A 25,861-nucleotide genomic window follows, 5' to 3' on the forward strand; every position below is an offset into this window, starting at 1 on the left:
GCAAGGGCGCTGCAGCGTTTTGATTTTGTGCATGATCGTCAGCGAAAATCTACTCGCTGACGATGCCGACCGGCGCCGTTTCGATCTTGAAGGCGGCCGAGATCAACGCCCTTGTATAATCGGTCTGCGGGTTGCCAAAAATCTGTTCGGAACGGCCGGCCTCGACGATCCTGCCATTGCGCATGACGATGACGTCATTGGCCAGCGCGCGGATGACCCTCAGATCGTGGCTGATGAAGAGGTAGGCGAGGTCGTGCTTGGCCTGCAGGCTGCGCAGCAGGTCGACGACCTGCGCCTGCACGCTCATGTCGAGCGCCGAGGTCGGCTCGTCCAGCATGACGAAGCGCGGGTTGAGCACCATGGCGCGCGCAATGGCGACGCGCTGGCGCTGGCCGCCGGAGAATTCGTGCGGATAGCGGTTGCGCGTCGCCGGATCGAGGCCGACTTCCCCGAGCACGTCGACAACGCGCTCGTCGCGCTCATCGGGCGACAGCTTCGGCTCGTGGATCTTCAGCCCTTCCTCGATGATCTCCGCGACCGACATGCGCGGGCTGAGCGAGCCGAACGGATCCTGGAAGACGATCTGCAGTTCGCGCCGCAGCGGCCGCATTTCGTTGAAGGACAGCTGATCGATGCCGCGTCCGTTGAACTGGATGTTCCCGGTCGACGAGATCATCCTGGCCAGAGCCAGGCCGAGTGTCGTCTTGCCGGAGCCCGATTCGCCGACGACGCCAAGCGTCTGGCCGGCCCGCACGGTGACGTCGATGCCATCGACCGCCTTCACATTGTCGACGGTGCGCCGGAAGAAACCCTTCTTGATCGGGAACCAGACCTTGATATCGTTGCCTACCATCACCGGCTTGGCTGCTTCGTTGGCCGCCGGCGGCTTGCCTTTCGGCTCGGCGGCAAGCAGATGCCGTGTATAGGCGTGCTGCGGATTGGCGAATATCTCTTTGGTCGGCCCGGTCTCGACGATCTTGCCCTTGGTCATCACGCAGACCCGGTCGGCGATCTTCCTGACGATGCCGAGATCGTGGGTGATGAACAGCATCGACATGTTCTTGCGGCTTTTCAGGCCGGCGAGCAGTTCGAGGATCTGCGCCTGGACGGTGACGTCGAGCGCCGTCGTCGGCTCGTCGGCGATCAAGAGTTCAGGCTCGTTGGCCAGCGCCATGGCGATCATGACGCGCTGGCGTTGGCCGCCGGAAAGCTGGTGCGGATAGGCGTCGAGCCGTTTCTCCGGCTCGCGGATGCCGACCTCGTGCAGAAGTTCCAGCGTGCGCGCCTTGGCGTTGCGGTCCCCCAGGCCCTGGTGCAGCTTCAGCACCTCGACGATCTGCTGCTCGATCGTGTGCAGCGGATTGAGCGAAGTCATCGGCTCCTGGAAGATCATGGTGATCTTGTTGCCGCGCACGCGGCGCAATTCCTTCTCGTCCGCGGCAAGCAGGTCGGCGCCGAGGAACTGGATCTTTCCCGACGGATGGCTGGCGGTCGGATAGGGCAGCAGCTTCAGCACCGACAGCGCGGTGACCGACTTGCCGGAGCCGGATTCGCCGACTAGCGCCACCGTCTCGCCCTTGGCGAGGTCGAATGAGATATGGTCGACCGCGATCGGCTGATTGCCGCCTTGCGCGAAGGCGACGCTGAGGTTCTGGACCGAGAGCAGCGGGGTATCGCTCATCTGAACGTCTTGCGCGGATCGAAGGCGTCGCGCGTCGCCTCGCCGACGAAGACCAGCAGCGACAGCATCAGCGAGATGACGACGAAACCGGAAATGCCGAGCCATGGCGCGTTAAGGTTGCGCTGCGCCTGCTTCAACAGCTCACCAAGCGAGGCGGCGCCGGGCGGCAGACCGAAGCCGAGATAGTCGAGCGAGGTCAGCGTCGAGATCGAGCCACTGAGCAGGAAGGGCAGGAAGGTCAGCGTCGCCACCATGGCGTTGGGCAGCAGATGCCGGAACATGATGGTGACGTTGGATACGCCGAGCGCGCGCGCCGCGTTGACATATTCGAAGTTGCGGGCGCGCAGGAACTCGGCCCGCACCACGCCGACCAGCGCCACCCAGGAGAACAGCAGCATCAGCCCGAGCAGGATGAAGAAGCCGGGCGGCAGGATGGCGGCGACAATCAGCAGCAGATACAGCACCGGGATCGCCGACCAGATCTCGATGAAGCGCTGGAACAGAAGGTCGGTCCAGCCGCCGAAATAGCCCTGCAGAGCGCCGGCCGCCACGCCGATCAGCGCCGAGCCGGCGGTCAGGATCAGCCCGAACAGCACCGAGACCCTGAAGCCGTAGATGACGCGCGCCAGCACGTCGCGGGCCTGGTCGTCGGTGCCCAGCCAGTTCCAGTTGCCGACGATGCAATTGGGGTCCGCCTCGCCTTTCGGATACTGGTTGCAGCGCGTCTTCTTGTCGTAGAGCCAGGACGGCTTGGTCGGTGCTGCCTCTGGAATGGCGTTGTTGACGGTCTGGTAGGAGTAGCGCACCGGCGGCCAGATCATCCAGCCATTGGCATTGATCTCGTCCTGGATGACCGGATCGCGATAGTCGGTGACCGCGTAGAAACCGCCGAACTTCTCCTCGGGATAGGCGACCAGGACCGGAAACAGGATCTCGCCCTTGTAGGAGGCGATGATCGGCCTGTCGTTGGCGACCAATTCCGAAACCAGCGACAGCACGAACAGGAACAGGAATATCCACAACGACCAGTAGCCGCGCCGGTTGGACTTGAAGTTCTGCAAGCGCCGTTGGTTGAGCGGCGACAGAAAGGGCCGCGCGATCCGAGCCGGCGCCGTTTCGACCGTGGCCTGCGCCATCAGACGTCTCTCCGCTCGAAATCGATGCGCGGGTCGACCCAGGTGTAGATCAGGTCGGACAGCAGCCCGACGAACAGGCCAAGCAGCGAGAAGATGTAGAGATTGGCGAAGACCACTGGATAGTCGCGCTGCACCACCGAGTTGAAGCCGAGCAGGCCGAGGCCGTCGAGCGAAAAGATGTTCTCGATCAGCAGCGAGCCGGTGAAGAAGGCCGAGATGAAGGCGCCGGGAAAACCGGCGATGACGATCAGCATGGCGTTGCGGAAGACGTGGCCATAGAGCACCTGCCGCTCCGACAGGCCCTTGGCGCGGGCGGTGACCACATATTGCTTGCGGATTTCCTCGAGGAAGGAATTCTTGGTCAAAAGCGTCGTCGTGGCGAAGGCCGACAGCACCAGCGCCGTCAGCGGCAAGGTCATGTGCCAGAAATAGTCGACGATCCGCGCCGGCCAGGACAGTTGGTCCCAATTGTCGGAGGTGATGCCGCGCAGCGGAAACCAGTCCCAGAACGAGCCGCCGGCAAACAGCACCATCAGCAAGATGCCGAACAGGAAGCCCGGAATGGCGTAGCCGACGATGACGACGCCGCTGGTCCAGACGTCGAAAGTGGAGCCGTCCTTGACCGCCTTGCGGATGCCGAGCGGGATTGAGATCAGGTAGGACAAAAGCGTGATCCACAGCCCGATCGAGATCGACACCGGCATCTTTTCCAGGATCAGGTCGAGCACCGAGATGTCGCGGAAATAGCTGTCGCCGAAATCGAAGCGGAGATAGTTCCACAGCATCATGCCGAAGCGTTCGAGCGGCGGCTTGTCGAAGCCGAACTGCTTCTCCAGCTTCTTGATGAATTCCGGATCGAGCCCTTGCGCGCCGCGGTATTTCGAGCCGACGTCGCCGGCGCCGTCGACATTGCCGCCGCCGGCATCGCCGCCGCCGCCGCCGAGGCGATCGCTGCCGCCCTGGTTCGTCAGCCTGGCGATGACCTGCTCGACCGGTCCACCTGGAGCGAACTGGATGACGGCGAAGGACACCGCCATGATGCCGAACAGGGTCGGGATCATCAACAGGATGCGGCGCAGTATATAGGCGCCCATCAGTTTTTATCCTCCTTGAGGACGACCATTGTGTCTGAAGGTGCCCCCAAGGCAATCGCTTCGGACCAATTGTCGACGCCGGCGCCGCCCCTCATTGTCCTGCCCGTCCTCCGCAGCAGCTGCGCTGCAGCTGCGGAGGGTGGACCGGGCACTTCTCCCCGTATAGTGACGGGGAGAAAGGGGCTGGCCGTAGTCTCGGGGCTTTTATTGCGACACTTGTGATTGGCGAAATCGTCGATGACAGCGCCCCTCTCCCCGTCGCTATACGGGGAGAGGATGCCGGCAGGCAGGTGAGGGGCGGCGCCAACGCCCGCAAGAAATTCAGCCTTTGCCAATTTTTGCCGCCTTGTCTTTGTCGAACCACCACAGCGTCTCGACCGGAAAGTCATAATCCGGCTTTTGGGCGGGAAAGCCGAACATGTCCCAGAAGGCTGCCCGGTGATTCGCCAGATGATATGTTGGAATCCAGTCTAGCCGCGCGCGCAAGACCCGATCGAGCGCATTGAGCGCTGTGACGAGTTCGATCCGGCTCTGCGCCTTGCCGGCTGCCTCGATCAGCGCGTCGATGGCTTTGCTTTCCGTACCCGGATAGTTGCGCATCCCCGGCGTTTTCGCCATCCGGGAAGCATAGAGAATCTCCAAACCGTCGGCGGTGGGCGTCGCTCCGATCGACCATGCAAGCATATTGAAGTCGAAGTCGAAATTGCTCTGCCGCGCTTCAAATTGCGTCGAGTCGACCTGCCGGATCGAAGCGTCGATGCCGATCGCCTTCATATTCTCGGACCACGGCGCGAAAATGCGAACGAGACCCTCGTCCTCGGCCAGCATTTCCACCTGCAGTCGCTCGCCTTTGTCGTTGACGACGAAATTGCCCGCTCGCTTCCAGCCGGCTTTGGCAAGCAGCCTCGAAGCCTCGCGCAGCAGCTTACGGTCGTGCCCAGAACCGTCGGAGACGGGTTGCATCACCGGTTCGCCGAAGGTCTCCGGCGGCAACTCGGCTCGAAACGGCTCCAGCAGTTTCAATTCCTGGGGTGAGGGCAGGCCCTTGGCCTTGTAATCCGATCGCTCGAAGTTCGATTGCGAACGCTCGTAGGAGTCGAAAAACAGAACCCGCCTGGTCCATTCGAAGTCGAAGCAATAGGCGATTGCCCGTCTCACGCGAATGTCGCGGAACTGCGGACGGCGCTGATTGAGCGCGACAGCCTGCATGGATGGCGTTTTCTCGCCGGGAAATTCGCGTTTGACGACCCTGCCATCCTTCAGCGCTGGAAAGTCGTAGCCGGTCGCCCATACCCGCGCGGTGAACTCCTCGCGAAAATGCGTATCCCCTTTCTTGAACGCTTCAAAGGCTGCCTGGCGATCAAGGTAGAAATCGATACGGATGCGGTCGAAATTATTAAGGCCGCGGTTCACGGCCAGATCGCGGCCCCAATAGTCGGCGACGCGTTCATATTCGACAGTCTGCCCGGCCACGACCCGTCCCACCCTGTATGGTCCGGAGCTAAGCGGTGGGGTTAACGTCGAGGCGTCGAAATCATTGGCCGTGTAGAAGGCTTTGGACACGATCGGCATTACGACGATCGCGAGGATATTCTGCGAGGACTGTTGGCCGTTGAAGGTAAGGCTGACTGTAAGCGGATCGATTGCGACCGCATCCGTCATATGCCGCAGGGCTTGGGAAAGGTTCGGATGTCCCCGGTCTTTGTAGAGGTTCAAGGCAAAGGCAATGTCTTCGGCGGTCAGCGGCGAGCCGTCATGGAAGCGCGCTTGTGGCCGCAGGCTGAAGCGGTAGCCATTGCGATCCTGCGACAAGGTAACGGATTCGGCAAGCAGGCCGTAGACCGCATCCGGCTCATCGACTGCCCTTGCCATCAGCGAATCGAAGCAGAGCTCGGTGCGCGGCGGCGAATCCCCTTTCAACACCAGCGAGTTCAGCGTGTTGAAAGTCAGGAAGCTCTGATTGAGAGTGGAGTTCGGCGGGGCGAAATTCATCCGGCCGCCCTTGGGCGCGTCCGGATTGACATAGTCGAAATGCGTGAAATCCGGAGGATATTTGAGATCGCCGAAGGCCGACAACCCGTGCAGTTTCACGCCGGTCGGAATGGCCGCGAAAACTCGGCCTGGCAGCAGTGCCGCAGCGGCGGCGGCACCGCCCAGGGCAAGGAAGTCGCGACGGGGCAGCGCCGCCATCAATTGCCACTCTTGTATTTGGCAGCCAGCGCCTTTTCCTTGTCCGGGTCGATCCACCAGGAATTCTGGTCGACGCCGCTGTAGGCGGGCTGCTTTTCCGGCATACCGAACTTGTTCCAGTAGGCGAGCCAGACCACGGCGCGGTAATATTGCGGCACGACGTAGAAATTCCACAACAGCACCCGATCGAGCGCATGGGTGGCGGCAACGAGATCGTCGCGATCGGTGGCAAAGATGATCCGGTCGACCAGCGCATCGACGACCGGGTTCTTGATGCCGGCGTAATTGCGCGACGCGGGCGTATCGGCAGCCTTGGAGCTCCAGAAGTCGCGCTGTTCGTTGCCGGGAGAGTCCGACTGGCCAAGTTGCCCTATGATGACGTCGTAATCGAAATGCTTGACGCGGTTGATGTACTGGGTCTGATCGATCAGGCGCAGCGTGGCGTCGACACCGATCTTGCGCAGATTGGCGATATACGGGCTGGCGATGACCTGGTCGGTGTCGTTCCAGCCGAGGATTTCGAATTTGAACGGTTCGCCGGTCTTGGCGTTGACCATCTTGCCGCCGTTGATGACCCAGCCCGCCTTGGCGAACAGATCGACCGCGGTCTTCAGGTATTTGCGCTCCGCCTGCGGGGTGTCGTAGACCGGCAGCTTGAATTCCTGGGTGAAGACTTCAGGCGGCAGCTTGTCGCGATACTGTTCGAGGATCTCCAACTCCTTGCCTTGCGGCAGGCCGCTCGACGCCAGTTCGGTGCCTTGGAAATAGCTGCTGGTGCGGGTGTTGGAACCGAAGAACAGGGTCCGGTTCATCGTCTCGAAGTCGAAGGGATACATCAGCGCAGCGCGCACTAGGCGATCTTGGAACAGCGGACGCCTGGTGTTGAGCATGAAGGCCTGCATCGGTTCGGGCGATGCGGTCTTGAATTCCTTCTTGATGACGTCGCCGGCCTTGACCGCCGGAAAATCATAGAATGTGTTCCAGCGCCTCGAACTATTTTCCTGCTTGATGTCTTCAAGGCCGCCCTTGGTAAAGGCCTGCCAGGCGGCATTGTCGTCGAGAAAGTAGCTGAAACGCTGCCTGTCGAAATTCTCGCGACCGATCTTCACCGGCAGTTTGGCGCCCCAGTAGTCGGGCACACGCTGCCAGACGATTTCCGAACCCGGCTTGAAGCTGGCGATCTTGTAGGCGGCCGACCCCAGCGGCGGCTCCAATGTGGATTTGGTGACGTCGCGTTTCTTGCCGTTGGCGTCGGTGCCTTCCCACCAGTGCTTGGGCAGCACAACGAGATCGCCGATGATCTTCGGTAGCTCCCGGTTGCCCTTCTGGCTGAAGTGGAATTCGACCTCGCGGTCGGACACCGCGACGGCGTCGGTGACGTTTTCGAAATAGCGGCTGTACATCGGGCTGTTGGCCTTCAGCACCTGGAACGACCAGATCACGTCCTCGGTGGTGATCGGCTTGCCGTCATGCCATTTGGCCCGTGGATCGAGCCGGTAGGTCGCCGAGGAATAGTCGGACGGATATTTGTAGCCGTCGGCGATCAGCGTATGGCTGGTGCTGCCCTCGTCCGTCGCCTGCTCCATCAGCGTGTCGTAGAGCAGTCCGCCGCCGAACTGCGCGAAGCCGGCGGCCGGCGACCCCTGCACGATGTAAGGATTGAAGCTGTCGAAGGTACCAAGCACCACTGAGTTCACCGTGCCGCCCTTCGGCGCATCCGGATTGACGTAGTCGTAATGCTGGAAATTGTCGCCATATTTGGAGTCACCGATCAGCGAGGAGGTCGTGCGCCATTCGTCCGCGAAGGCTGCCTGCAGGCCGGCCGCGAGAGCAGCCACAAACAGCACTGATTTCAGAAGCGTCCGCGCTCGGCCAACCGTCATGCGTTCTCCTCTTTGCGATCGGTTTCGATAGCTATCCGTGCCCAATCTAGATCATTTGACGGCGCTGAAAACCGCAACGCAGCGGCTTTGTCGTCGCATATGCATTTTTCCTAACGAAAAAGCCGGGCTGAACCCGGCTTTTTCAAGGATTATGCCATTACAGTTTTGTTATTTTGCGGGCGCAGCCGGCGCCGGAGCAGCCGGAGCGGCTGGCGCCGCGCCTTCTGCCGGCTTGGCAGGGGCAGCGCCTTCGGCCGGCTTGGCCGGCGCATTCTCGGCCGAGGCGCCGGGCGCCGGCAGCGGCTTCGGATTGTCCGACAGCGTGCGCAGATAGGCGATGACGTTGGCGCGGTCCTCATCCTTCGGCAGGCCGGCGAAGCCCATCGCCGTGCCCTTTACGAACTTCTTCGGCGAGGTGAGGAAGTGATTGATGTTGTCGTAGGTCCACTTCTCGGTGCCGCCCTTGGAGAACTCCTTCATGCCGGCCGAATAGGCAAAGCCCGCATGCTCGGCGACCGGACGGTCGATAAGGTCCCACAGATCCGGGCCGACCTTGTTCGGGCCGCCTTTTTCGCCGGAGTGGCAGGCCTGGCATTTCTTGAAGATGGCGGCACCCGCTTCGGCGTTGGCGGTGGTCAGCAGCTCGGCAATCGGCTTCACCGCCGCGGCCGGAGCGGCCGGGCCGCCTTCGGCGGGCTCGGTCGCCTCGATGGCGAAACCGGGCTTTTCAGGCGCCGGCGAGGCAAACAGCGCGTCGGACACGATGCCAACGGAAAAGACGATGAACACGGTTCCGAGGAAACCGGCGAGCAGCTTGTTGACTTCGTTGGAATCCATACGCCCCAGGCTCCCTTTTCCGGCGGACCGATCCGTCCACTCCGTCCGTCGGTATCGTGATCTACCCGGCGGAGCCGGCCAAATCGCGCGGAAACTAGGTCTTTTGCTCCGGCGTTGCAACACCTATAAGGGCGCTGCCAGTGAGACCTTTTGCCACTTTTGTCCTCCTCTTTTCGAGCCCTTTGCCCGCCTCATGTCCACGCTTATCCTGATCCCGGCCCGCATGGCCTCGACCCGCCTGCCGGGCAAGCCGCTGGCCGACATTGCCGGCACGCCGATGATCGTCCACGTCGCGCGCCGCGCCGCCGAGGCCGGGCTCGGCCGGGTGGTCGTCGCCACCGATACGCAAGGCGTTGCGGAGGCGGTGCGCGCGCATGATTTCGAGGCCGTGATGACGCGGGCGGACCACGAAACCGGCTCCGACCGCATCTTCGAGGCACTGACCATTTTGGACCCCGGACACGCGGTCGAAACGATCGTCAACGTGCAGGGCGATTTGCCGACCATCGATCCCAACATCATCGGCGCCGCGTTGAAGCCGCTCGACAATGCCGCGGTCGACATCGCCACGCTCTGCGTCGAGATCGTCCGCGACGAGGAAAAGACCAATCCGAACGTCGTCAAGCTGGTCGGCTCGCCACTCTCGGCGACGCGGCTCAGGGCGCTCTATTTCACCCGCGCCACCGCCCCCTGGGGCGAAGGCCCGCTCTACCATCATATCGGCCTCTACGCCTATCGGCGCGCCGCACTCGAACGCTTCGTTGCGCTAAGGCCGTCGCCGCTGGAGCGCCGCGAGCGGCTGGAGCAGTTGCGGGCGCTGGAGGCCGGCATGCGCATCGATGCAGAGATCGTGCAGTCGGTGCCGCTTGGCGTCGATACGCCGGACGATCTCGAACGCGCCAGGGCGCTCCTTGCAAATTAAGAAATTTCCCCAATCCCGAGACTCTGTGCATGCCTGACAAGACCAACAAAATATCCTTCCAGGGCGAGCCGGGCGCCAATTCCGACACCGCCTGCCGCAACATGTTCCCGTCGATGAAGCCGTTGCCGTGCCCGACCTTCGAGGATGCCTTCAACGCGGTCGAGACCGGCAAGGCCGATCTGGCCATGATCCCGATCGAGAACACCATTGCCGGCCGCGTCGCCGACATCCATCACCTCTTGCCGGAATCGAAGCTGCACATCATCGCCGAATATTTTCTGCCGATCCATTTCCAGCTGATGGTGCTGCCCGGTGTCAGGCGCGACGAGATCAGGACCGTGCACAGCCACATCCACGCGCTCGGCCAATGCCGCAAATACATCCGCAAGAACGGCTGGAAGGCGACGGTGGCCGGCGACACGGCGGGCGCCGCCAAGATGGTCGCCGCGATGAAGGACCGCACCATGGCCGCGCTGGCGCCGTCGCTGGCCTCGACGCTCTACGGGCTCGACATCGTCGAGGAGAATGTCGAGGACACCGACAGCAACGTCACCCGCTTCGTCGTGCTGACCAAGAACAAGCAATGGGCCGACCGGCCCTCGGCCGACGCCAAGATGATGACGACCTTCATTTTCCGCGTCCGCAACGTGCCGGCCGCGCTCTACAAGGCGATGGGCGGCTTCGCCACCAACGGCATCAACATGACCAAGCTGGAGAGCTACCAGCTCGGCGCGTTTACAGCGACCCTGTTCTACGCCGATATCGAGGGTCATCCCGACGATCCGCTGGTGAAGCTGGCGCTCGACGAACTCGCCTTCTTCTCGCGCGAAATGCGCATCCTCGGCGTCTATCCCGCCAGCGCCTCGCGCGAGCAGTGGAAGGTGGCGGATTAGGATCCGGTCAGGTCAGGCCGAGCTTGTTCTGTTTGGCCGGCTTGCCGCATTCGCGGCGGGCAATCGACCGGTTCATGGCGTCGATCTTGCCGCTTGCCTGGTCGGCGTCGCGCTTGGCTTTGGAGCGCGTATCCGGCGTGAACGGGCCGAAGCCCATCGCCGGGTTGGAGAAGGACGGCTTGGCGTCGACCGGCAAATGATATTGCTGCGCCAGGCCGTTTCGTTGCGCCAGCAATTGATCGCAAGGCACCTTGTCATATTGCAGCGAGGACTGGACGTTTTCGTCCTGCCGTTCGGACATCGAATTGCCGACGCAGCCGGCCATCGCCAGGCAAGATGCCAAGACCATCATGTTCCAGCGCATGGAAAACTTGCTCCTTGTCTTTCGCAGCCGCCGCCTCTCATGCCACGGCCAAAATCTTATCCAGATTTTGCGCTGCCGGAAAGCAAGTTTGCCACTACGGCCAACCCTTCGACCGGTTCGCGGCGATCCTGCCGGATAACCGTTGCCTGAAGCGACAGGACCGAAAAGCCGTTGGCGTCGAGAACCCGCTCTACATAGCCTTGCGAATGCGCGTAGCGGCGGGACGGCTGCAGGGCGAAGCCGGCGCTGCCAGACAATCCGTCACAAGCCAGCGTCTCGACGGAGAACGCAAACAGACCGCCGCCGGCAAGCATTCCGGCAATCTTGTTCACCACCCTGTCGAGTGCGCCGACATAGATGAACACATCGGCCGCCGTCACCAGATCGGCTTTCGGGCCAGAATAGCAAAAATCCTGCAGGTCCGTCTTGACGAGCAGATCGTAGACGCCTTTGGCGCGCGCCTGCCTCAGCATGCCGGCCGAGATGTCGTAACCCTCCAGCCGATCGGTGATCGGCCGCAGCTTCTGGCCCATGAGGCCGGTGCCGCAGCCGAGATCGAGCGCCAGCGAAAACCGGCCCGGCCGTGCTGCCCGGATGGCGCGGTCGAGGCATTCGGGCAGACGGTAGCCGAGCGTGTCGACCAGCTCAGCCTCGAAGCTCCCGGCATAGTGGTCGTAAAGCGTCTCGACAAAGGCGCTGGGCGGCGCCTGGGCCGCCGCTGCCCTGCCGATCAATTGCAGCTTGAGCACCGCGCCGAGCCTGTCCGCCGGGTCGAGCCGCAGTGCCGTCGTCCAGGCCTGCGCGGCACGATCGCGCGCGCCCGCCGCTTCCTGCATCTCGCCGAGGCGGAACCAGCCGGCTGGCCATTGCGGCGCCAGTTCGAGCGCGCCGAGCAGCAATTCCGCCGCTGCCGCATGATCGCCGGATGCATAGAGCATTTCGGCATAGTCGGCGCGGCGGTCGGCGGTCAAATCGCCGGACGAGGTCTGGAGCGGTTTCATGCGATCGGGTTCCGCCGGGTGTTTGCAGCCGGCTTGCGCTCTATGCTGGAGTCAGCAGTGACTTACAACAGGCTTCCCGCGCCGGAATTAGCGCCTATCTTGGGGCCATGCGCGCCAGCGACCTGCTTCATCCCCGGCCGGAAGGGCTGTATTGCTCGCCCGGCGATTTCTTCATCGACCCGGTGCGGCCGGTCAACCGGGCGCTGATCACACATGGCCATTCCGACCATGCCCGCTCCGGCCACCGCTCGGTGATGGCGACGCAGCAGACGCTCGACATCATGGGGCTGCGCTACGGCGACAGTTTTGCCGGAACGACGCAAGCCGCCGTGCTCGGCGAGACGATTGCGCTCGACGGCGTCACCGTCAGCTTTCACCCGGCCGGCCATGTGCTGGGTTCGGCGCAGATCAAGGTCGCGCATCAGGGCACATGCATCGTCGCGTCCGGCGACTATAAACGCCAGAAGGACGCGACCTGCGAGCCGTTCGAGCCGCTCAAATGCGACGTCTTCATCACCGAGGCGACGTTCGGCCTGCCGGTGTTTCGCCATCCGCCCGATTCCGAAGAGATCGCCCGGCTGCTGAGATCGACCGAGCAGTTTCCCGAGCGAACGCATCTGGTCGGCGCCTATGCGCTGGGCAAGGCGCAGCGCGTCATGCGGCTGCTGCGCGATGCCGGCTACGAAAAGCCGATCTACATCCATGGCGCGCTGGCCAAGCTCAGCGAGTATTACCAGAGCCAGGGCATCGATCTCGGCAAGCTTGAGCCGGCGACCGTCGAGACCGGCCAAAAAAGCGACTTTGCCGGCGCCATCGTCATCGGCCCGCCATCCGCCTTCGCCGATCGCTGGGCGCGGCGTTTTCCCGATCCGATGTCGTGCTTCGCCTCAGGCTGGATGCGCATCCGCCAGCGCGCCAAGCAGGGCGGCGTCGAACTGCCGCTGATCATTTCCGACCATTCCGACTGGGACGAGTTGACCGCGACGATCAAGGAGACCGGCGCGGAAGAAATCTGGGTAACGCATGGCCGCGAGGAGGCGCTGGTGCGCTGGTGCGAGCTCGAAGGCATTGCGGCCAGGCCGCTGCATCTCGTTGGCTATGAGGACGAGGGCGATTGATGGCAGCAATCGCCAACGCAGCGCCCTACGGCGCCCCCCTCTGTCCTGCCGGACATCTCCCCCACTTGGGGGGAGATTGGCAGCTTCTTCGCCGGCGCTCGTTCTGCAACGTTGATGGTTGGCGAAATCGCCGAAGCCATCCGATCTCCCCCCAAGTGGGGGAGATGTCCGGCAGGACAGAGGGGGGCGCGACAGAACGCGACGCCCGCCCATGGTTCTCACCGTCATGAACCGCTTCGCCGAGCTTCTCGACCGCCTCGTGCTGACGCCGTCGCGCAACGGCAAGCTGACGCTTTTGACCGATTATTTCCGCAGCGTCGAGGATCCGGACCGCGGGCTGGCGCTGGCTGCCATCACCGGCGATCTGTCCATCGCCGCGGTCAAGCCGGCGATGCTGCGGACGCTGGTCGTCGAGCGCATGGATCCGGTGCTGTTTGGCTATTCCTACGATTATGTCGGCGACCTGGCCGAGACCGTATCGCTGGTCTGGCCGCAAGCGCCGGTCGACATTGCGAACCACGAGCCGACGCTGGCCGAGGTGGTGGCGAAGCTGCAGGCGGCGAGCCGTTCCGACGGGCCGCAGGTGCTGGCCCGGCTGCTCGACAGCGCCAGCACTTCGGCGCGCTTTGCCATCATAAAGCTGGTCACCGGCGGCCTGCGCATCGGCGTCTCGGCGCGGCTGGCCAAGCAGGCGCTCGCCGATTTCGGCAAGGTCGAAATCGCCGAGATCGAGGAACTCTGGCACGGGCTGACGCCGCCTTATACCGGGCTGTTCGCCTGGCTGGAAGGCAAGGCGGAAAAACCCAGGAAGACGGCGCTGGCGCTGTTCAGGCCGGTGATGCTGGCGAATGCCGTCGGCGACAACGACCTCGAAAAACTCGACCCGGCCGACTACGCGGCCGAATGGAAATGGGACGGCATCCGCGTCCAGGCGGTTTGCGAAGGCGGCATTCGCCGGCTCTATTCGCGCACCAGTGACGATGTCTCCGGCGCCTTTCCCGATCTTGCCGAGGCGATGGATTTTTCAGGCGCGCTCGACGGCGAGCTTCTGGTCGGTGACCCCCGGCAGGCGACGGGAACGTTCTCCGACCTGCAGCAGCGGCTGAACCGCAAGAGCGTAGCGCCTAAGATCCAGCAGCAATACCCCGCCTTTATGCGCTGCTACGACGTGCTGCAGATTGGGGACGAGGATTTGCGCGGACTTCCCTTCCGCGAACGGCGCGGCCGGCTCGAGGCCTTCGCGAGGACACTCGATCCGAGCCGCTTCGATCTGTCGCCGCTGGTCGAATTCACCAACTGGCAGGCGCTGGAGGAATTGCGCCGCAAGCCGCTGCATCCGGTCATCGAAGGTGTCATGCTGAAGCGCTGGGATTCGCCCTATGTGGCCGGGCGGCCGAAGGGCCCGTGGTTCAAATGGAAGCGCGATCCGCACACGGTCGACGCGGTGCTGATGTATGCCCAGCGCGGCCACGGCAAGCGTTCGAGCTTCTACTCCGACTACACGTTCGGCGTCTGGTCCGGGCCGGAAGGATCAGAGGAACTGGTGCCGGTGGGAAAAGCCTATTTCGGCTTCACCGACGAGGAACTGAGGCAAATCGACAAATATGTCCGCGACAACACGATCGAGCGCTTTGGCCCGGTGCGCTCTGTGCGTGCCGACCGCAGACAAGGCCTCGTGCTGGAGGTGGCGTTCGAAGGGCTCAACCGCTCGACGCGGCACAAGTCGGGCGTTGCCATGCGCTTTCCGCGCATTTCGCGGCTGCGCTGGGATAAGCCGGCGGCCGAAGCTGACCGCATCGAGACGCTGCAGGCTCTGCTCGACAGTTAATGCATGTCGCGCAAAGGTGTGCAGCGGTTTTGCAATAACGACATGCATCAAAACAAGAACCTAAAGCGCGTCGCATGAGGCCGATCGAACGCGACGCGCTTTAGGGAACGACTGAAACGCGGATCTCGTAGATGTCGACCGACTTGCCCTGCTTGTCGAAGTCGGAATTGATGGCGATGGTGCCGGCAGCGCCCGGACGCTTGTCGGGAAGGCGCACGTCGAACAGATATTCATTGCGCTCGCGACCGACCGCATAGCGCTTGCGGCCGCAGTCGCCGAGTTCGCCGAAATTGCAGTCGACGGAAATCTGCGTCTCCTGCCCCTCCTCGGAGCGTGCGATGATGTCGAATGTGGCATGCTTGCCGGCGATCCTCTCCAGCACGCCTTGCCCGACGTCGAAGCTGATGGCCGAGCCGGATGCCCCCGAGCGGATGCGCAGGAAGGAACCGCTTTCGTCCTGGATAACGTCGGCCTTGGCGTCCGACGGCGCATTGACCTGCGTCGGGTCACCCGGCGAAAACACGTTGATCCAGTCGCGCGCCTGGTCCTGCTCGCCCTGCTTTGGCGGCGAAGCGGTGTCGTCCGGCGTGAAATCATCGCCGTCCACCGTTGGCGGCGCTTCCGGTGGCGCCGTGTCGAGCTCGGTCGCCGATTTGAAGACGCCGGTCTGGTTGGCGAAATAAAGGCCGATGCCGGCGGCTGCGAGCAGCGTCACACCGAAGAAGATCGCGGTCAAAGGCAGGCGCCGCCGCCTCGCCCGCCGGTCGTCGCGGTCGGGCGTCACTTCCGCGTCGGCGGCCTCGGTCGGAGCGGGCGCCCACATGTCGATCACCGGCGCCTCGGGAACAGGCGCGTCGGGCATGATGTCGGGGACGACCGGCAAGACGCGCGACCGGGGCGCTTCGGATTCGGGCGGCTCCGCCGGCCCCTCCACGACGACATCGGGCGTGGGCTCGGCTTCGGCTTCAGCCGGAGGCTCCACCGCCGGTGCGGCCTCGGAACTGTCGGTCGGCGTGGCGACGTCGGGAACCGCCGGCAGGAATTCCGATTCGATTTCGGTGATCTTCGCCTGGACCGCCTTGCGGCGCTTGATGGCGACTTCCACGGTCACGTTTGGATTGGCCTGCAGGGCACGGTCCAGTGCCGCGAAAGCCGATCGATAGACCCGCTCGCGAAACGCCCGGTCGTCGGCATTGCCTTTCTCGAAGGCATTGCGGATCGCTTTTTCGATCGCGTCCAAGCGAGTTCCCTCTGCAATTTCGCTCACATTGTCATGATCGTTAGCCGCAGGCGACCAATCAATCAACAAGCGAGCGGCCGCATTCTGCGTTGGCGAGGGGTACAAAGCTCATTTCGGCAGTTTTCGGTAAAGGAATCAACATTTTTCGCTGATTTTCCCGTCACGGCGGCGGGCGGCCTGCCGGTGTGGCATCGCGCGACCTATGGCGGATCGGCGCGGCGGCTGCGCTTGCGCCCGGCCTGCGACCGACACGAATTGCCAAGCTTCGTCTTGAATTCGCGGCTGCCATCTTGAATTCAACGCTGGTTGCGTCTATCACCCAGCCCATCTTGGAAGCTCGGCTTCCCGGGCCGCTTTAGCTCAGTTGGTAGAGCACATCATTCGTAATGATGGGGTCAGGTGTTCGAGTCACCTAAGCGGCACCAAACGACTTATCCCGCGCGCCTTCTTCAACTAGCGCTCAGCTGAGCGGAAAGGCTGACGCAGCCGAGACGAGGGCGAGCATTGCCAGCACGACCCCAGCCGCCCGGCAGATGAGCCGGTGATGCCGCATCGCGGCAGCGCGCACGAGCGGACGCGAAAGGGCGACAGCTAGAAGTCCGTACCAGCCTATGTCGATGATCGCGACGATGACCGCGACCGTCAGCATCTCGCCCGAATTCCGGAGCGGCAGCATCAGCCCCATGAAGGCGACGGCAAAGAAGGTGGCGGTTTCAGGCGAGAGAATGCTGATGAGAAACCCGCCGGCAAACAATCCAGCTTGCCGAGGCTCTTCGCCGGCGGTCGGCGGCGCCGTTCTGGCGATGCGCAGGGCCACCCAGCCGAGGACGGCCGCACCGGCGATCTTGACCGCCGGCACCGACAGCGACCCGGAAAGGTGAACGGCGCCAAACGCCACCAGGGCTGCCAGCACGGCGGTTCCGGCGCCGATCCCGGCCACCAGCGGGATCGTCCTGCCAAAGCCGTGCAGGGAGGCAAGGCTGCCGGTCGCGAGCCCGATCGGGCCCGGCGTGATCATGATCACCATATATGCCGCCTCGAAGTGGATCCTCTCGCTCAAGCAGCATCAAGCCCGCGCCTCCAGAACATTGAAGGTACAGCAGTAGGCAATGAGTGCAACACGCTCGTTCATATGGCCGCGGTGATTTGGCACCTCGCCGCTCGGAACCGGACGTCAATTGTCTCGGAGTCCGATATGTTTGCCGCTGCCGTAGGCTTGAAGCCCACAGAACAGGCAGGTGGCCACGGCAGCAGGCGTCGGCAAGACCGGCGAAGCGGATATCTGCGAAGCAACCGCTGCCCCGAGACTCGAAAACCGCCGCGCAGCTCACCGGGTTCCACTAAGCGACGCCACCGTCTTCAGCGCGCCGTCGAGCATGTCGCCCTTCTCGTCCTTCAGCGCGGCTTCGCGCAGGCGCCGGATCCAGTCGGCGGCATCCGCGCGGCCCTCGAGCAGGTCGAGCGCCGACAGCACGCGGTCGAATTTCGACTGCGCGCGGGCGTGAGTGTCGCTGTAGCCCTTGATCAGGCGGCGGCAATTGAGGATTTCGACGGCGAGCGCATAGTCCTGGCTGACATGGCCGAGCGCCAGCGCGTACCAGCGCTCGAGATGCGCGGTCTCGACCTTGTGGCGCAGCAGGCGGCGGCGCCAGCGGCGCAGACCGCCGATGAACCACAAAGCGGCGAAACCGGCAAAGCTGTCGGTGCGGATGTGACGGCCGCGATTGATGCGGCGGTCGAGAAAGGCGGCAAGCTTCGGCCGCGCCTCGATGTAGCTGCCGAGGCCGGCCGGCAGCGTGCCGCAGAATTCCTCGATGCGCGGATGGAAATATTCCGTCACCTGCAGGACCGCGCCTTGCTTGACGCCGACCTCGCGGCGCACGCGCTGGTCGCGGCTCGAGCGCGTCTTCAGGTCGGCGACGCGGATCATGTCGTCGTAGCACATGGCGTTGGCCAAATGCTTTGCCGCGGCGTTCGACAGCGCGTAGCCATGTTCGGCATCGTCCAGAGCGACTGCCTTATCGAGCCTGTCGAGATACTCACCGCCATAGGCGACGTCCTGATAGTCTACGACCTTCCTCAGGCCGCGAAGCGCCATGTCGTGCACGGGTACAGGCAGCGCAGCGACGCGCGACGCCAGTTGTTGCCAGCCCTTCAACAGGCTTTCCGGGCCGCTGACTTTTGTCGCCGCGCCCGAGCCGGTTTTAGCGGCCACCGGCTGTGCAGTCTTGTCGCCCGATGGCGCACTCGCGACGCCGCGGGCCCGATCAAAGGAGGCGCCGAAGGCGGCGAGGCTGGCCTTCACACCGCGGCCGCCGGCGCCGATCGCCTGCTCATAGCTCTCGCGCGTGAACGGCAACGCATCGGACCCCGCCAGGGCGCCGAGCAGGCTGGCCGAGATCATCGAGCCATTGTCGGCGGCGATCTTCTCCATGTCGAAAGCGATGAAGCGCTTGGCGGCGGCTTCCGCCGTGGCATGCACCTTCGAGGACGAGGCGCGGCCGTCGCCGGGCTCGATCTTTTCCGACACGGCGGCGATGCGGTGCGACGAGGCGATCAGCGTGGTGCGCTCGGGCGTGACGAAGCCGCGGATGATGGCGCGGCCCGCTTCCATCAGTTCGGCGGCGATCAATATATCGACGTCGCCTTGCGACGGCGACAGCGCGAAGACCGGCAGGCGGCCGGTGTCGCGGCACATTTCGACATAGTAGATGGTGGCGCCGGTGCGCTGGGCAACGCCGGCGACCGAGGTCGATTGGGCGACATAGAAGTTGCGCTCGGCAACGTCGGTAATCCAGTCGGCCAGCACGCCGCCGCCCTGGCCGCCGACCGCCAACACGGCAAGCTTGATGACGGGCTCGTCGTCCGGCGCGCCCGCCCTGGAGCGGGATGAAGGGACAGCGTCAAGCATCGGCGAATATCAGGCGCCGGCTTTCGCGGCGCCGCTGCAAGAGGCCGATCGTGGCGCGGCGAGCGGCTTCAAGGAAACGGTCCCAGCGGCTCGGATTGTGCACCACGTCGGCGCGGTAGAAGGATGGGCAGAGCACCGCCGCATCGGCCACCTCGCCGCAATTGCCGCAGCCGACGCAGCTCTGGTCGATATGCGCCACCGGATCGTCGCGCAACGGATCGTCGAGCGACTTCACCGAGAGCGACGGACAGCCGGAGAGCCGCATGCAGGCATGATCGCCGGTGCAGATGTCCTCGTCGACGCCGAATTTCGGCTTGACCATCCGCTCGCCGCCCTTGATCGCCTTGTCGACCAGCGGCTTTTCGCGACGCTGCCGGTTGAGCATGCATTCGGACGAAGCAACGATAACTTTTGGGCCCTTCTCGTCCGTCGTCAGCGCCTCGCGCAACGTGGCTTGCATCTTGGTTACGTCGTAGGTGCGGTCGATGTGGCGGAGCCACTTGACGCCCATGCCCTTTACCGCCTCGGTAATCGGATGCTTTGTCGACTTCGTCTTGTTGCCGGCGCGGGATGAAAGGATATCCTGCCCTCCCGTCGCGGCGGAATAGAAATTGTCGACGATGACGATGACGCCGTCGTTCTTGTTGAACACCGCATTGCCGATCGAAGAGGTCAGGCCGTTGTGCCAGAAGCCGCCATCGCCGACGAAGGAGATCGAGCGGCGCTTGGCATCGGGCGAGTTGAACGCCGAGGCCGAGGCCGGCCCCAGCCCGTAGCCCATGGTGGTGGCGCCCAGCTCGAAGGGCGGCATGATCGAAAACAGGTGGCAGCCAATGTCGGAGGCAATGTGGTGCTTGCCCAACTCCTGCTCGACCAGCTTGGTGGCGGCGAAGATCGGTCGTTCCGGGCAGCCGACGCAGAAGCCGGGCGGGCGCCCCGGAACGACATTGATCAGGTCGGCGGTGTCGAGCCCATCGCCGATCTTGTTCGGCGCGCGGACCTCGCTTGGCAGCAGATGCGGGATGGTGGCGCGCAGGAACGATCCGATGCCGTCGAGCATCACCTGGCCGGTGTATTCGCCGGCCATCGGCAGATGCTCCTTGCCGACGAGTTTGGTGCCGCGCCCGGCCTTGTGCAGCATCGCGGCAAAGGCCTGCTCGATGTAGTTGGGCTGGCCTTCCTCGACGACGAGAACGGCGTCCTTGCCCTCGCAGAAGGACAGGAACTCGTCATCGACCAGCGGATAGACGGCGTTCAGCACATAGAGCGGCACGTCGGTGTCGCCATAGGTGTCGGCCAGGCCGAGGCGCTGCAGCGCGCGAACGACGGAATTGTACATGCCGCCCTGCATGACGATGCCGACCGCGCCGTGCTCCGGACCGAAGAACTCGTTGATCTTGTTTTTGCGGATGAAATCGACCGCCGCCGGCCAGCGTTTCTGCACCTTTTCCTTCTCGTGCAGGAAGGACGCGGGCGGCAGCACGATGCGGCCGGTGTCGCGGCGCGGCGCATCGAGCGCATCGGCGACCGTCATTGCCGGGCGCTTGTTGTCCTTGGCGATGAAATGGCCATGGACGTGGCAGCAGCGGATGCGGACCTGCAGCATGACCGGCGTGTTGGAAACCTCCGAAAGCTCGAAGCCGTCCTCGACCGCCTTGACGATCGACGGCAGGTTCGGTCGCGGGTCGAGCAGCCAGACCTGGCTTTTCATGGCGAAGGCATGGCTGCGCTCCTGCATGATCGACGAGCCTTCGCCATAATCCTCGCCGACGATGATCAGCGCACCGCCGGTGACACCGCCGGAGGCCAGATTGGCGAGCGCGTCGGACGCGACATTGGTGCCGACCGTCGACTTGAAGGTCGCCGCACCGCGGATCGGATAGTGCACCGATGCCGCCAGCATGGCGGTGGCGGTGGCTTCCGAGGCGCTTGCCTCGAAATGCACGCCAAGCTCGCCCAGAATATCCTGCGCGTCGGCCAGCACGTCCATCAAATGGCTGATCGGTGCACCCTGATAGCCGCCGACATAACCGACGCCGCATTGCAGCAGCGCCTTGGTGATGGCGAGAATGCCTTCGCCGGAAAACTCCTCGCCGGCGCCGAGCCTGAGCTTCTCGACTTCCTTGGCAAAAGACCGTTCGGCCATTTTTTGCTCCTTCCGTTGCCGCCGGCAATTTGGCGGCGCGTAAGATCAGATGTCGTGCTTGCGAATGTTCTTCAGCATCTTCTGCAGCGTGGCGATCAACGCCGCATATTCGGCATCGTCGACGTCGTCGAACATGGCCTCGAACGCATCATGCATGGCCGGCCAGGCGCGCGCGAACTCGGCGCGGCCGTCATCGGTCAGGAACACCTTGCGAACGCGGCTGTCGGTGTCGCCGGGCTCGCGCCGCACCAGGCCTTGCGTTTCCAAGGCATCAAGCGTGCGGCTCAGCGTCGATTGCTCGATCACAGTATACACCGAAAGGTCATTGACGGTGACGCCATCGGTGACCGACAGCACGGCGAGTGTTCGCACCTGTGGGATGGTCAGGCCCTGCTTGCGAAAATCGTCGCGCAAGGTGGCGTTGTAGCGGCCCATAATGCGGTTCATCAGATAGGGCGCGAACTGCTGCAGGCCGATCTGACCCAAAGTCGAGATGCGCTGGCGCTTTTCAACCTTCTGTTCCATCACAGCCTCCCCGCCAGCAGGAAGCCGGAGCCGCCGCCAAGCCCGGCGCCGGGATGGGTCGAGGCGCCGATATGGTAGAGGCCCTTGACCCCGGTGTCGTGGTTGCGGCTCGTCTTGAACGGCCGCCACAGGAACGACTGGTCGATGGTCGAGGAACCGCCATAGGGGTCGCCGCCGACCAAATTAATGTTCATCGCTTCCAGATCGGCCGGCGAATAGGCGTGGCGTGCGATGACGCTGTCCTTGAACCCGTCGATATGGCTGGCGAGGATCGCTTCGGCACGGTCGGCATAGGCTTCGCGCAATGCCTCGGTCCAACGGCCGTCCGCCGGTGTCTGCAGTTTGCCGGCGGCGTCGCCCTTGATATAGCGTGGCGCCTCGGGCAGTTGCAACCATAGGATCGCCTTGCCGTCCGGACAGCGCGAAGGGTCGAGCGCGTGCGGCTGACCGACGCAGATGGTCGGCACTTCCGGCAGCATGCCGCGCACGGCCTCGTTGCAGGCCTTCGACACGCCATCCAATCCAGGCGTCAAATGCAGCAGCGCGACCTTGTCGAGCCCTTCGACGCGCCATGCCGGTGGCCGGTCAAGCGCATAGTGGATCTGGAAATTGCCTTTGCCGTAGCGGTATTTTTGCGCCGCCTCGATGTCGTCCTTTGCAGCATCCTTGCCGAGCAGCCGCTCGTAAAGTTGGGTCGGCGTGACCGAGCAGATCACGCTCTTCTTCGCGTTGACTGTTTCGCCCGAAGCCAGCCGCACGCCGGTGGCTCGGCCTCCACTCTGGATGATGGAGGCAACGTCCCCTTCAGTCCGGATCACGCCGCCGCGCTCCTTGATCAGCGCTTCGAAGGCAGAAAGCAGATTCTTGGCGCCGCCCCTGACGATCGGCGCGCCGGCAGCTTCCAGCGCAAAGGCGATAACCCTGGCGATCTGGCCGGAGAACGCGTCTTCAGGCCCAAGGCCGGCATGCAGCACCCAGGGCGCCCACAGCGCGCGGGTGATTTCCGACTGATAAGTGCTCTCCAGCCAGCCGCGTGCCGGAACCAGCGCTTCGCCGAGAAAGGCGGCAAGGCCGCGCGGCCCGCGCCGCCAGGCTTCGCCCGCCAGCAGCCTGGCCGTGGGATAGGACCACAGGCTGCCGCCGAGCAGCCCGAACAGCAGGCCGGCATTGCGCTCGATCTCACCGACATCGCTGCGGTGCCGGTCGCCGTCGCCTGCGGCAAGCGCATTGGCAGCCGCGACATTGGCGGGTCGGTCGGTACGCACGACGGCATGGCTGCCGTCCGGCCGCAGCACGCCGGTCGGCGTGCCGGTGTTGCAGAACTCCAGGCCGTGCCGCGCCAGGTCCTTGCCCAGCGCCGCATAGGCCGGCGAGGTGATGAACAGGACGAAGGTCGTCGCCATCACGTCATGGATGAAGCCTGGAGCGGTGATCTCCTCGGTGCGCATGCAGCCGCCGATGCGGTCGTTGCGCTCGAGCACCAGCACCTTCGCCGCCTTGCCGCCAAGCATCGCCGCGCAGACCAGCGCATTGATGCCGCTGCCGACGATGATGTGGTCGATATCGCTCATCGGCGTGGCCTGTCGCTTAAGCGCGCGGCACCAGCGCCAGCGCGCGGATCGGGCTGCCGGTGCCGTGCTCGATCTTGAGCGGTGCGGCGATCAGGATGGCGCCTTTCGGCGGCAGCCGGTCGAGCTTGCAGAGGCTGGCGAGACCGTAGCGGTTGGCCTTGTGCATCAGGCTGTGCGCCGGGAATGGCGGCTCCATTCCCCCTGCTTTGCCAGCATCCGTGCCGATTGTCTCGCTGCCCCAGCCCTTGATGTCCTTGCTGATCAGATACTGGATGGCTTCGGCGGTCGGGCCGGGCGTGTGCGGTCCGGTCTCGTCGGCGTTGAGGAATTCGGCTTCCGAGCCGTTACGCTTGTACCAGTCGGTGCGCATCACCACCCATTCGCCGGCGTTGATCGTGCCATGTTTGGCTTCCCATGCCTTGATGTAGTCGACGGTGAGCAGGAAATCGTGATCGGCGGCCGCTTCCTTCGAACAGTCGATGACATTGACGGGTCCGACAAAGTTCTGAGCCGGAATGGTGTCGGTAGCGCCGTCCGGATAATCCTTGCCCGTGATCCAGTGATTGGGCGCATCAAAATGCGTGCCTGAATGCTCGCCGAGCTTCAGCCAGTTCCACGCCCACCAAGGTCCGTTCTTGTCATAGGCGGAGATGGCATGGATCTCGATCTTCGGCGTGTCGACGGCGAGTTCCGGCGGCAGCTTGATCAGCGGCGTGTCGGGCCCGAGCGGCGCCGTCAGGTCGACCACCTGGATGGCGCCTGAAAGAAGCTGGCCGGCGACTTCGCCGAGGAGTTGTTGCGTGTCCATGGTCTCTGTTCCCTCTTCTTGGATGGCTCTGAAGGCTCGTTGCGGCCCTTAATATCCTACTAGACGAAAACATATGCATCTGCAATTATCTTTAAGCATAAAGGAATGGGACGGGGCGTGAGCGAGTTCGACGCCATATTTGTCGGGGCGGGCCACAACAGTCTGGCATGCGCCGCGCATCTGGCGCTCAAAGGCTGGAACACAGCGGTTTTCGAACGCAATCCAACGATCGGCGGCGCCGTCCAGACGCGCGAATTTACGCTGCCCGGCTTCCGGCACGATTTCGGCGCGATGAATCTGAGCCTTTTCGCCGGCTCGGCCTTTCACAAGAAATATGCAAATGAATTGAAAACCCACGGGCTGGAATTCGCGCCGGTGGCCGATAGCTTTGCCAGCGCCTTCCCGGACGGAAGCTGGTTCGGCGTCAGCAGCGATCTGGAAAAGACTGCCGCGCGCATGGCGGCTTTTTCCGAGGGCGATGCACAGACATGGCGCCGTCTGGTTGCGGCTTTCCCTGCAGAGGCCGAGCACCTGTTCCGGCTGCTGGGCTCGCCGATGAGCGGCCGTGCGCTCGCCGGCACCGCCTGGAACCTCTGGCGCAAGAAGGGTTTTGCCGGCGCGCTCGATACCGGTCGATTACTGCTTTCCTCACCCCGCGCGTGGCTCGAGGAGACTTTCCAGTCGCCGCATGTCAGGGCGACGCTCGCCACCTGGGGCATGCATCTTGATTTCGCGCCTGACATCGCCGGCGGCGCGGTGTTTCCTTACCTCGAATCCATGGCCAACCAATGCTTCGGCATGGTGCTCGGCAGAGGCGGCGCCGACACGATTATCCGGGCCTTGTCGGGCATGCTCACGGCTGCCGGCGGCAAGATCGTCGCTGGGGCTGACGTGGCCGAGATCACGGTTTCGGCCGGCAAGGCGACCGGCGTGCGGCTCGCTTCCGGCGAAACCCATAGCGCCACCAAGGCGGTCATCGCAGGTGTCGCGCCCAGAGCGCTGACCGGGAAATTGCTGCCAAACGGCTCCGGCGACGCCGACTTCGACGCGGCAATGAAAAAGTTCCGCCACGCGCCGGGGACGATGATGATCCATCTGGCACTGGACGATCTGCCGGACTGGCGCGCCGGCGCCGAACTTCGGCAGTTCGCCTATGTGCATCTGTCGCCGTCGCTCGACGCCATGTCGCGGACCTATCAGCAGGCGATGTCCGGCACGCTGCCGGACGAACCGGTGCTGGTCGTCGGCCAGCCGACGGCGGTCGACCCGTCGCGCGCGCCGGACGGCAAACACGTGCTGTGGGTGCAGGTGCGTATGCTGCCCGCCGAAATATCAGGCGATGCGGCGGACAAGATCGCGCCAGATCACTGGGACAAGGTTAGGGAACGCTACGCCGAGCGCGTTCTCGACATCATCGAGACCTATGCGCCAGGCCTTCGCCGGAAGATCCTTGGCCGTGCCGTGTTCTCGCCGATCGACCTCGAACGCGAGAACCCGAACCTTGTCGGCGGCGACCAGATCTGCGGCAGCCATCATCTGGCGCAGAACTTCCTGTTTCGGCCGGCGCGCGGTTACGCCGGCTGGAACACGCCGGTCGGCAATCTGCATCTGACCGGGGCGGCAACATGGCCGGGCGCCGGCACAGGTGCGGCCTCGGGCTTCATGCTCGCGCAACAACTTGGCGGGAGGTAAGAGCCGCATTTTTCATTTAGG

Annotated in this window: 20 protein-coding genes and 1 tRNA gene; 6 read left to right on the forward strand and 15 right to left on the reverse strand. The window is 63.8% G+C overall.

The features are described from left to right. Window positions 1-49 precede the first annotated feature (49 nt). From NKJ08_RS19880 to NKJ08_RS19905, 6 genes are all read right to left on the reverse strand, one after another. Entirely contained in the window at window positions 50-1,681 is a 1,632-nt protein-coding gene (locus tag NKJ08_RS19880; RefSeq protein WP_352782882.1) for an ABC transporter ATP-binding protein, read from the reverse strand. Beyond that, window positions 1,678-2,817, reverse strand: a complete 1,140-nt coding sequence (locus NKJ08_RS19885; RefSeq protein WP_352522743.1) for an ABC transporter permease — start codon at window positions 2,815-2,817, stop codon at window positions 1,678-1,680. Before NKJ08_RS19885 ends, NKJ08_RS19880 begins: the two co-directional genes overlap by 4 nt. Continuing rightward, on the reverse strand, window positions 2,817-3,911 hold the full coding sequence (locus tag NKJ08_RS19890) for a microcin C ABC transporter permease YejB (RefSeq protein ID WP_352782884.1): 1,095 nt from the start codon (window positions 3,909-3,911) through the stop codon (window positions 2,817-2,819). Before NKJ08_RS19890 ends, NKJ08_RS19885 begins: the two co-directional genes overlap by 1 nt. A 321-nt stretch (window positions 3,912-4,232) precedes the next feature. Beyond that, the gene (locus tag NKJ08_RS19895; RefSeq protein ID WP_352782886.1) at window positions 4,233-6,101 is read right to left on the reverse strand and encodes an extracellular solute-binding protein; all 1,869 of its coding nucleotides are present in this window, start codon (window positions 6,099-6,101) and stop codon (window positions 4,233-4,235) included. Beyond that, entirely contained in the window at window positions 6,101-7,984 is a 1,884-nt protein-coding gene (locus tag NKJ08_RS19900) for an extracellular solute-binding protein (RefSeq protein ID WP_352776182.1), read from the reverse strand. Before NKJ08_RS19900 ends, NKJ08_RS19895 begins: the two co-directional genes overlap by 1 nt. A gap of 168 nt (window positions 7,985-8,152) precedes the next feature. Continuing rightward, window positions 8,153-8,821, reverse strand: coding sequence for a c-type cytochrome (locus tag NKJ08_RS19905; RefSeq protein ID WP_352776183.1), 669 nt, complete (start codon window positions 8,819-8,821; stop codon window positions 8,153-8,155). A 193-nt stretch (window positions 8,822-9,014) separates the two neighbouring features. On the opposite strand from NKJ08_RS19905, the gene NKJ08_RS19910 reads away from it, so the two are divergent. Together NKJ08_RS19910 and NKJ08_RS19915 are read left to right on the forward strand one after the other, a co-directional pair. Then, a complete protein-coding gene (locus tag NKJ08_RS19910) occupies window positions 9,015-9,743 on the forward strand; it encodes a 3-deoxy-manno-octulosonate cytidylyltransferase (protein ID WP_352776185.1) in 729 nt (242 codons plus the stop codon). A gap of 29 nt (window positions 9,744-9,772) precedes the next feature. Next, entirely contained in the window at window positions 9,773-10,636 is an 864-nt protein-coding gene (locus NKJ08_RS19915) for a prephenate dehydratase (protein WP_352782891.1), read from the forward strand. Window positions 10,637-10,643: 7 nt separating this feature from the next. On the opposite strand, the gene NKJ08_RS19920 is transcribed toward NKJ08_RS19915, so the two are convergent. Further along, window positions 10,644-11,000, reverse strand: a complete 357-nt coding sequence (locus tag NKJ08_RS19920) for a hypothetical protein (RefSeq protein WP_352776188.1) — start codon at window positions 10,998-11,000, stop codon at window positions 10,644-10,646. A gap of 56 nt (window positions 11,001-11,056) precedes the next feature. Then, window positions 11,057-12,001, reverse strand: coding sequence for a methyltransferase domain-containing protein (locus NKJ08_RS19925; protein WP_352782894.1), 945 nt, complete (start codon window positions 11,999-12,001; stop codon window positions 11,057-11,059). A 107-nt stretch (window positions 12,002-12,108) separates the two neighbouring features. Between NKJ08_RS19925 and NKJ08_RS19930 the strand changes: the two genes are divergently transcribed. Then, window positions 12,109-13,119 (forward strand): ligase-associated DNA damage response exonuclease, encoded by a 1,011-nt coding sequence (locus NKJ08_RS19930; RefSeq protein WP_352776189.1) that lies wholly within the window; start codon window positions 12,109-12,111, stop codon window positions 13,117-13,119. Window positions 13,120-13,345: 226 nt separating this feature from the next. Then, window positions 13,346-14,947, forward strand: coding sequence for a cisplatin damage response ATP-dependent DNA ligase (locus tag NKJ08_RS19935; protein WP_352776244.1), 1,602 nt, complete (start codon window positions 13,346-13,348; stop codon window positions 14,945-14,947). A 100-nt stretch (window positions 14,948-15,047) separates the two neighbouring features. On the opposite strand, the gene NKJ08_RS19940 is transcribed toward NKJ08_RS19935, so the two are convergent. Next, entirely contained in the window at window positions 15,048-16,187 is a 1,140-nt protein-coding gene (locus NKJ08_RS19940) for a hypothetical protein (protein WP_352776191.1), read from the reverse strand. A 349-nt stretch (window positions 16,188-16,536) separates the two neighbouring features. Between NKJ08_RS19940 and NKJ08_RS19945 the strand changes: the two genes are divergently transcribed. Next, window positions 16,537-16,612, forward strand: a tRNA-Thr gene (locus tag NKJ08_RS19945). 35 nt (window positions 16,613-16,647) lie between these two features. Here the strand turns inward: NKJ08_RS19945 and NKJ08_RS19950 are convergent. From NKJ08_RS19950 to NKJ08_RS19975, 6 genes are all read right to left on the reverse strand, one after another. After that, window positions 16,648-17,247 (reverse strand): LysE family translocator, encoded by a 600-nt coding sequence (locus NKJ08_RS19950; protein ID WP_352776193.1) that lies wholly within the window; start codon window positions 17,245-17,247, stop codon window positions 16,648-16,650. A 267-nt stretch (window positions 17,248-17,514) separates the two neighbouring features. Further along, window positions 17,515-19,098: an indolepyruvate oxidoreductase subunit beta family protein gene (locus NKJ08_RS19955; RefSeq protein ID WP_352776195.1), complete on the reverse strand. Its 1,584-nt coding sequence runs from the start codon at window positions 19,096-19,098 to the stop codon at window positions 17,515-17,517. Then, the gene (locus NKJ08_RS19960) at window positions 19,091-21,244 is read right to left on the reverse strand and encodes a thiamine pyrophosphate-dependent enzyme (protein WP_352776197.1); all 2,154 of its coding nucleotides are present in this window, start codon (window positions 21,242-21,244) and stop codon (window positions 19,091-19,093) included. Before NKJ08_RS19960 ends, NKJ08_RS19955 begins: the two co-directional genes overlap by 8 nt. A gap of 45 nt (window positions 21,245-21,289) precedes the next feature. Next, a complete protein-coding gene (locus NKJ08_RS19965; protein WP_352522696.1) occupies window positions 21,290-21,769 on the reverse strand; it encodes a MarR family winged helix-turn-helix transcriptional regulator in 480 nt (159 codons plus the stop codon). Further along, window positions 21,769-23,340 (reverse strand): phytoene desaturase family protein, encoded by a 1,572-nt coding sequence (locus NKJ08_RS19970; protein WP_352776199.1) that lies wholly within the window; start codon window positions 23,338-23,340, stop codon window positions 21,769-21,771. Before NKJ08_RS19970 ends, NKJ08_RS19965 begins: the two co-directional genes overlap by 1 nt. A gap of 16 nt (window positions 23,341-23,356) precedes the next feature. Further along, window positions 23,357-24,148: a cyclase family protein gene (locus NKJ08_RS19975; protein ID WP_352522694.1), complete on the reverse strand. Its 792-nt coding sequence runs from the start codon at window positions 24,146-24,148 to the stop codon at window positions 23,357-23,359. Between the two features lie 117 nt (window positions 24,149-24,265). Between NKJ08_RS19975 and NKJ08_RS19980 the strand changes: the two genes are divergently transcribed. Further along, window positions 24,266-25,840: a phytoene desaturase family protein gene (locus tag NKJ08_RS19980; RefSeq protein WP_352782900.1), complete on the forward strand. Its 1,575-nt coding sequence runs from the start codon at window positions 24,266-24,268 to the stop codon at window positions 25,838-25,840. Window positions 25,841-25,861: the final 21 nt, after the last annotated feature.

Source organism: Mesorhizobium sp. M0244 (genome assembly GCF_040321795.1).
Classification (GTDB): domain Bacteria; phylum Pseudomonadota; class Alphaproteobacteria; order Rhizobiales; family Rhizobiaceae; genus Mesorhizobium.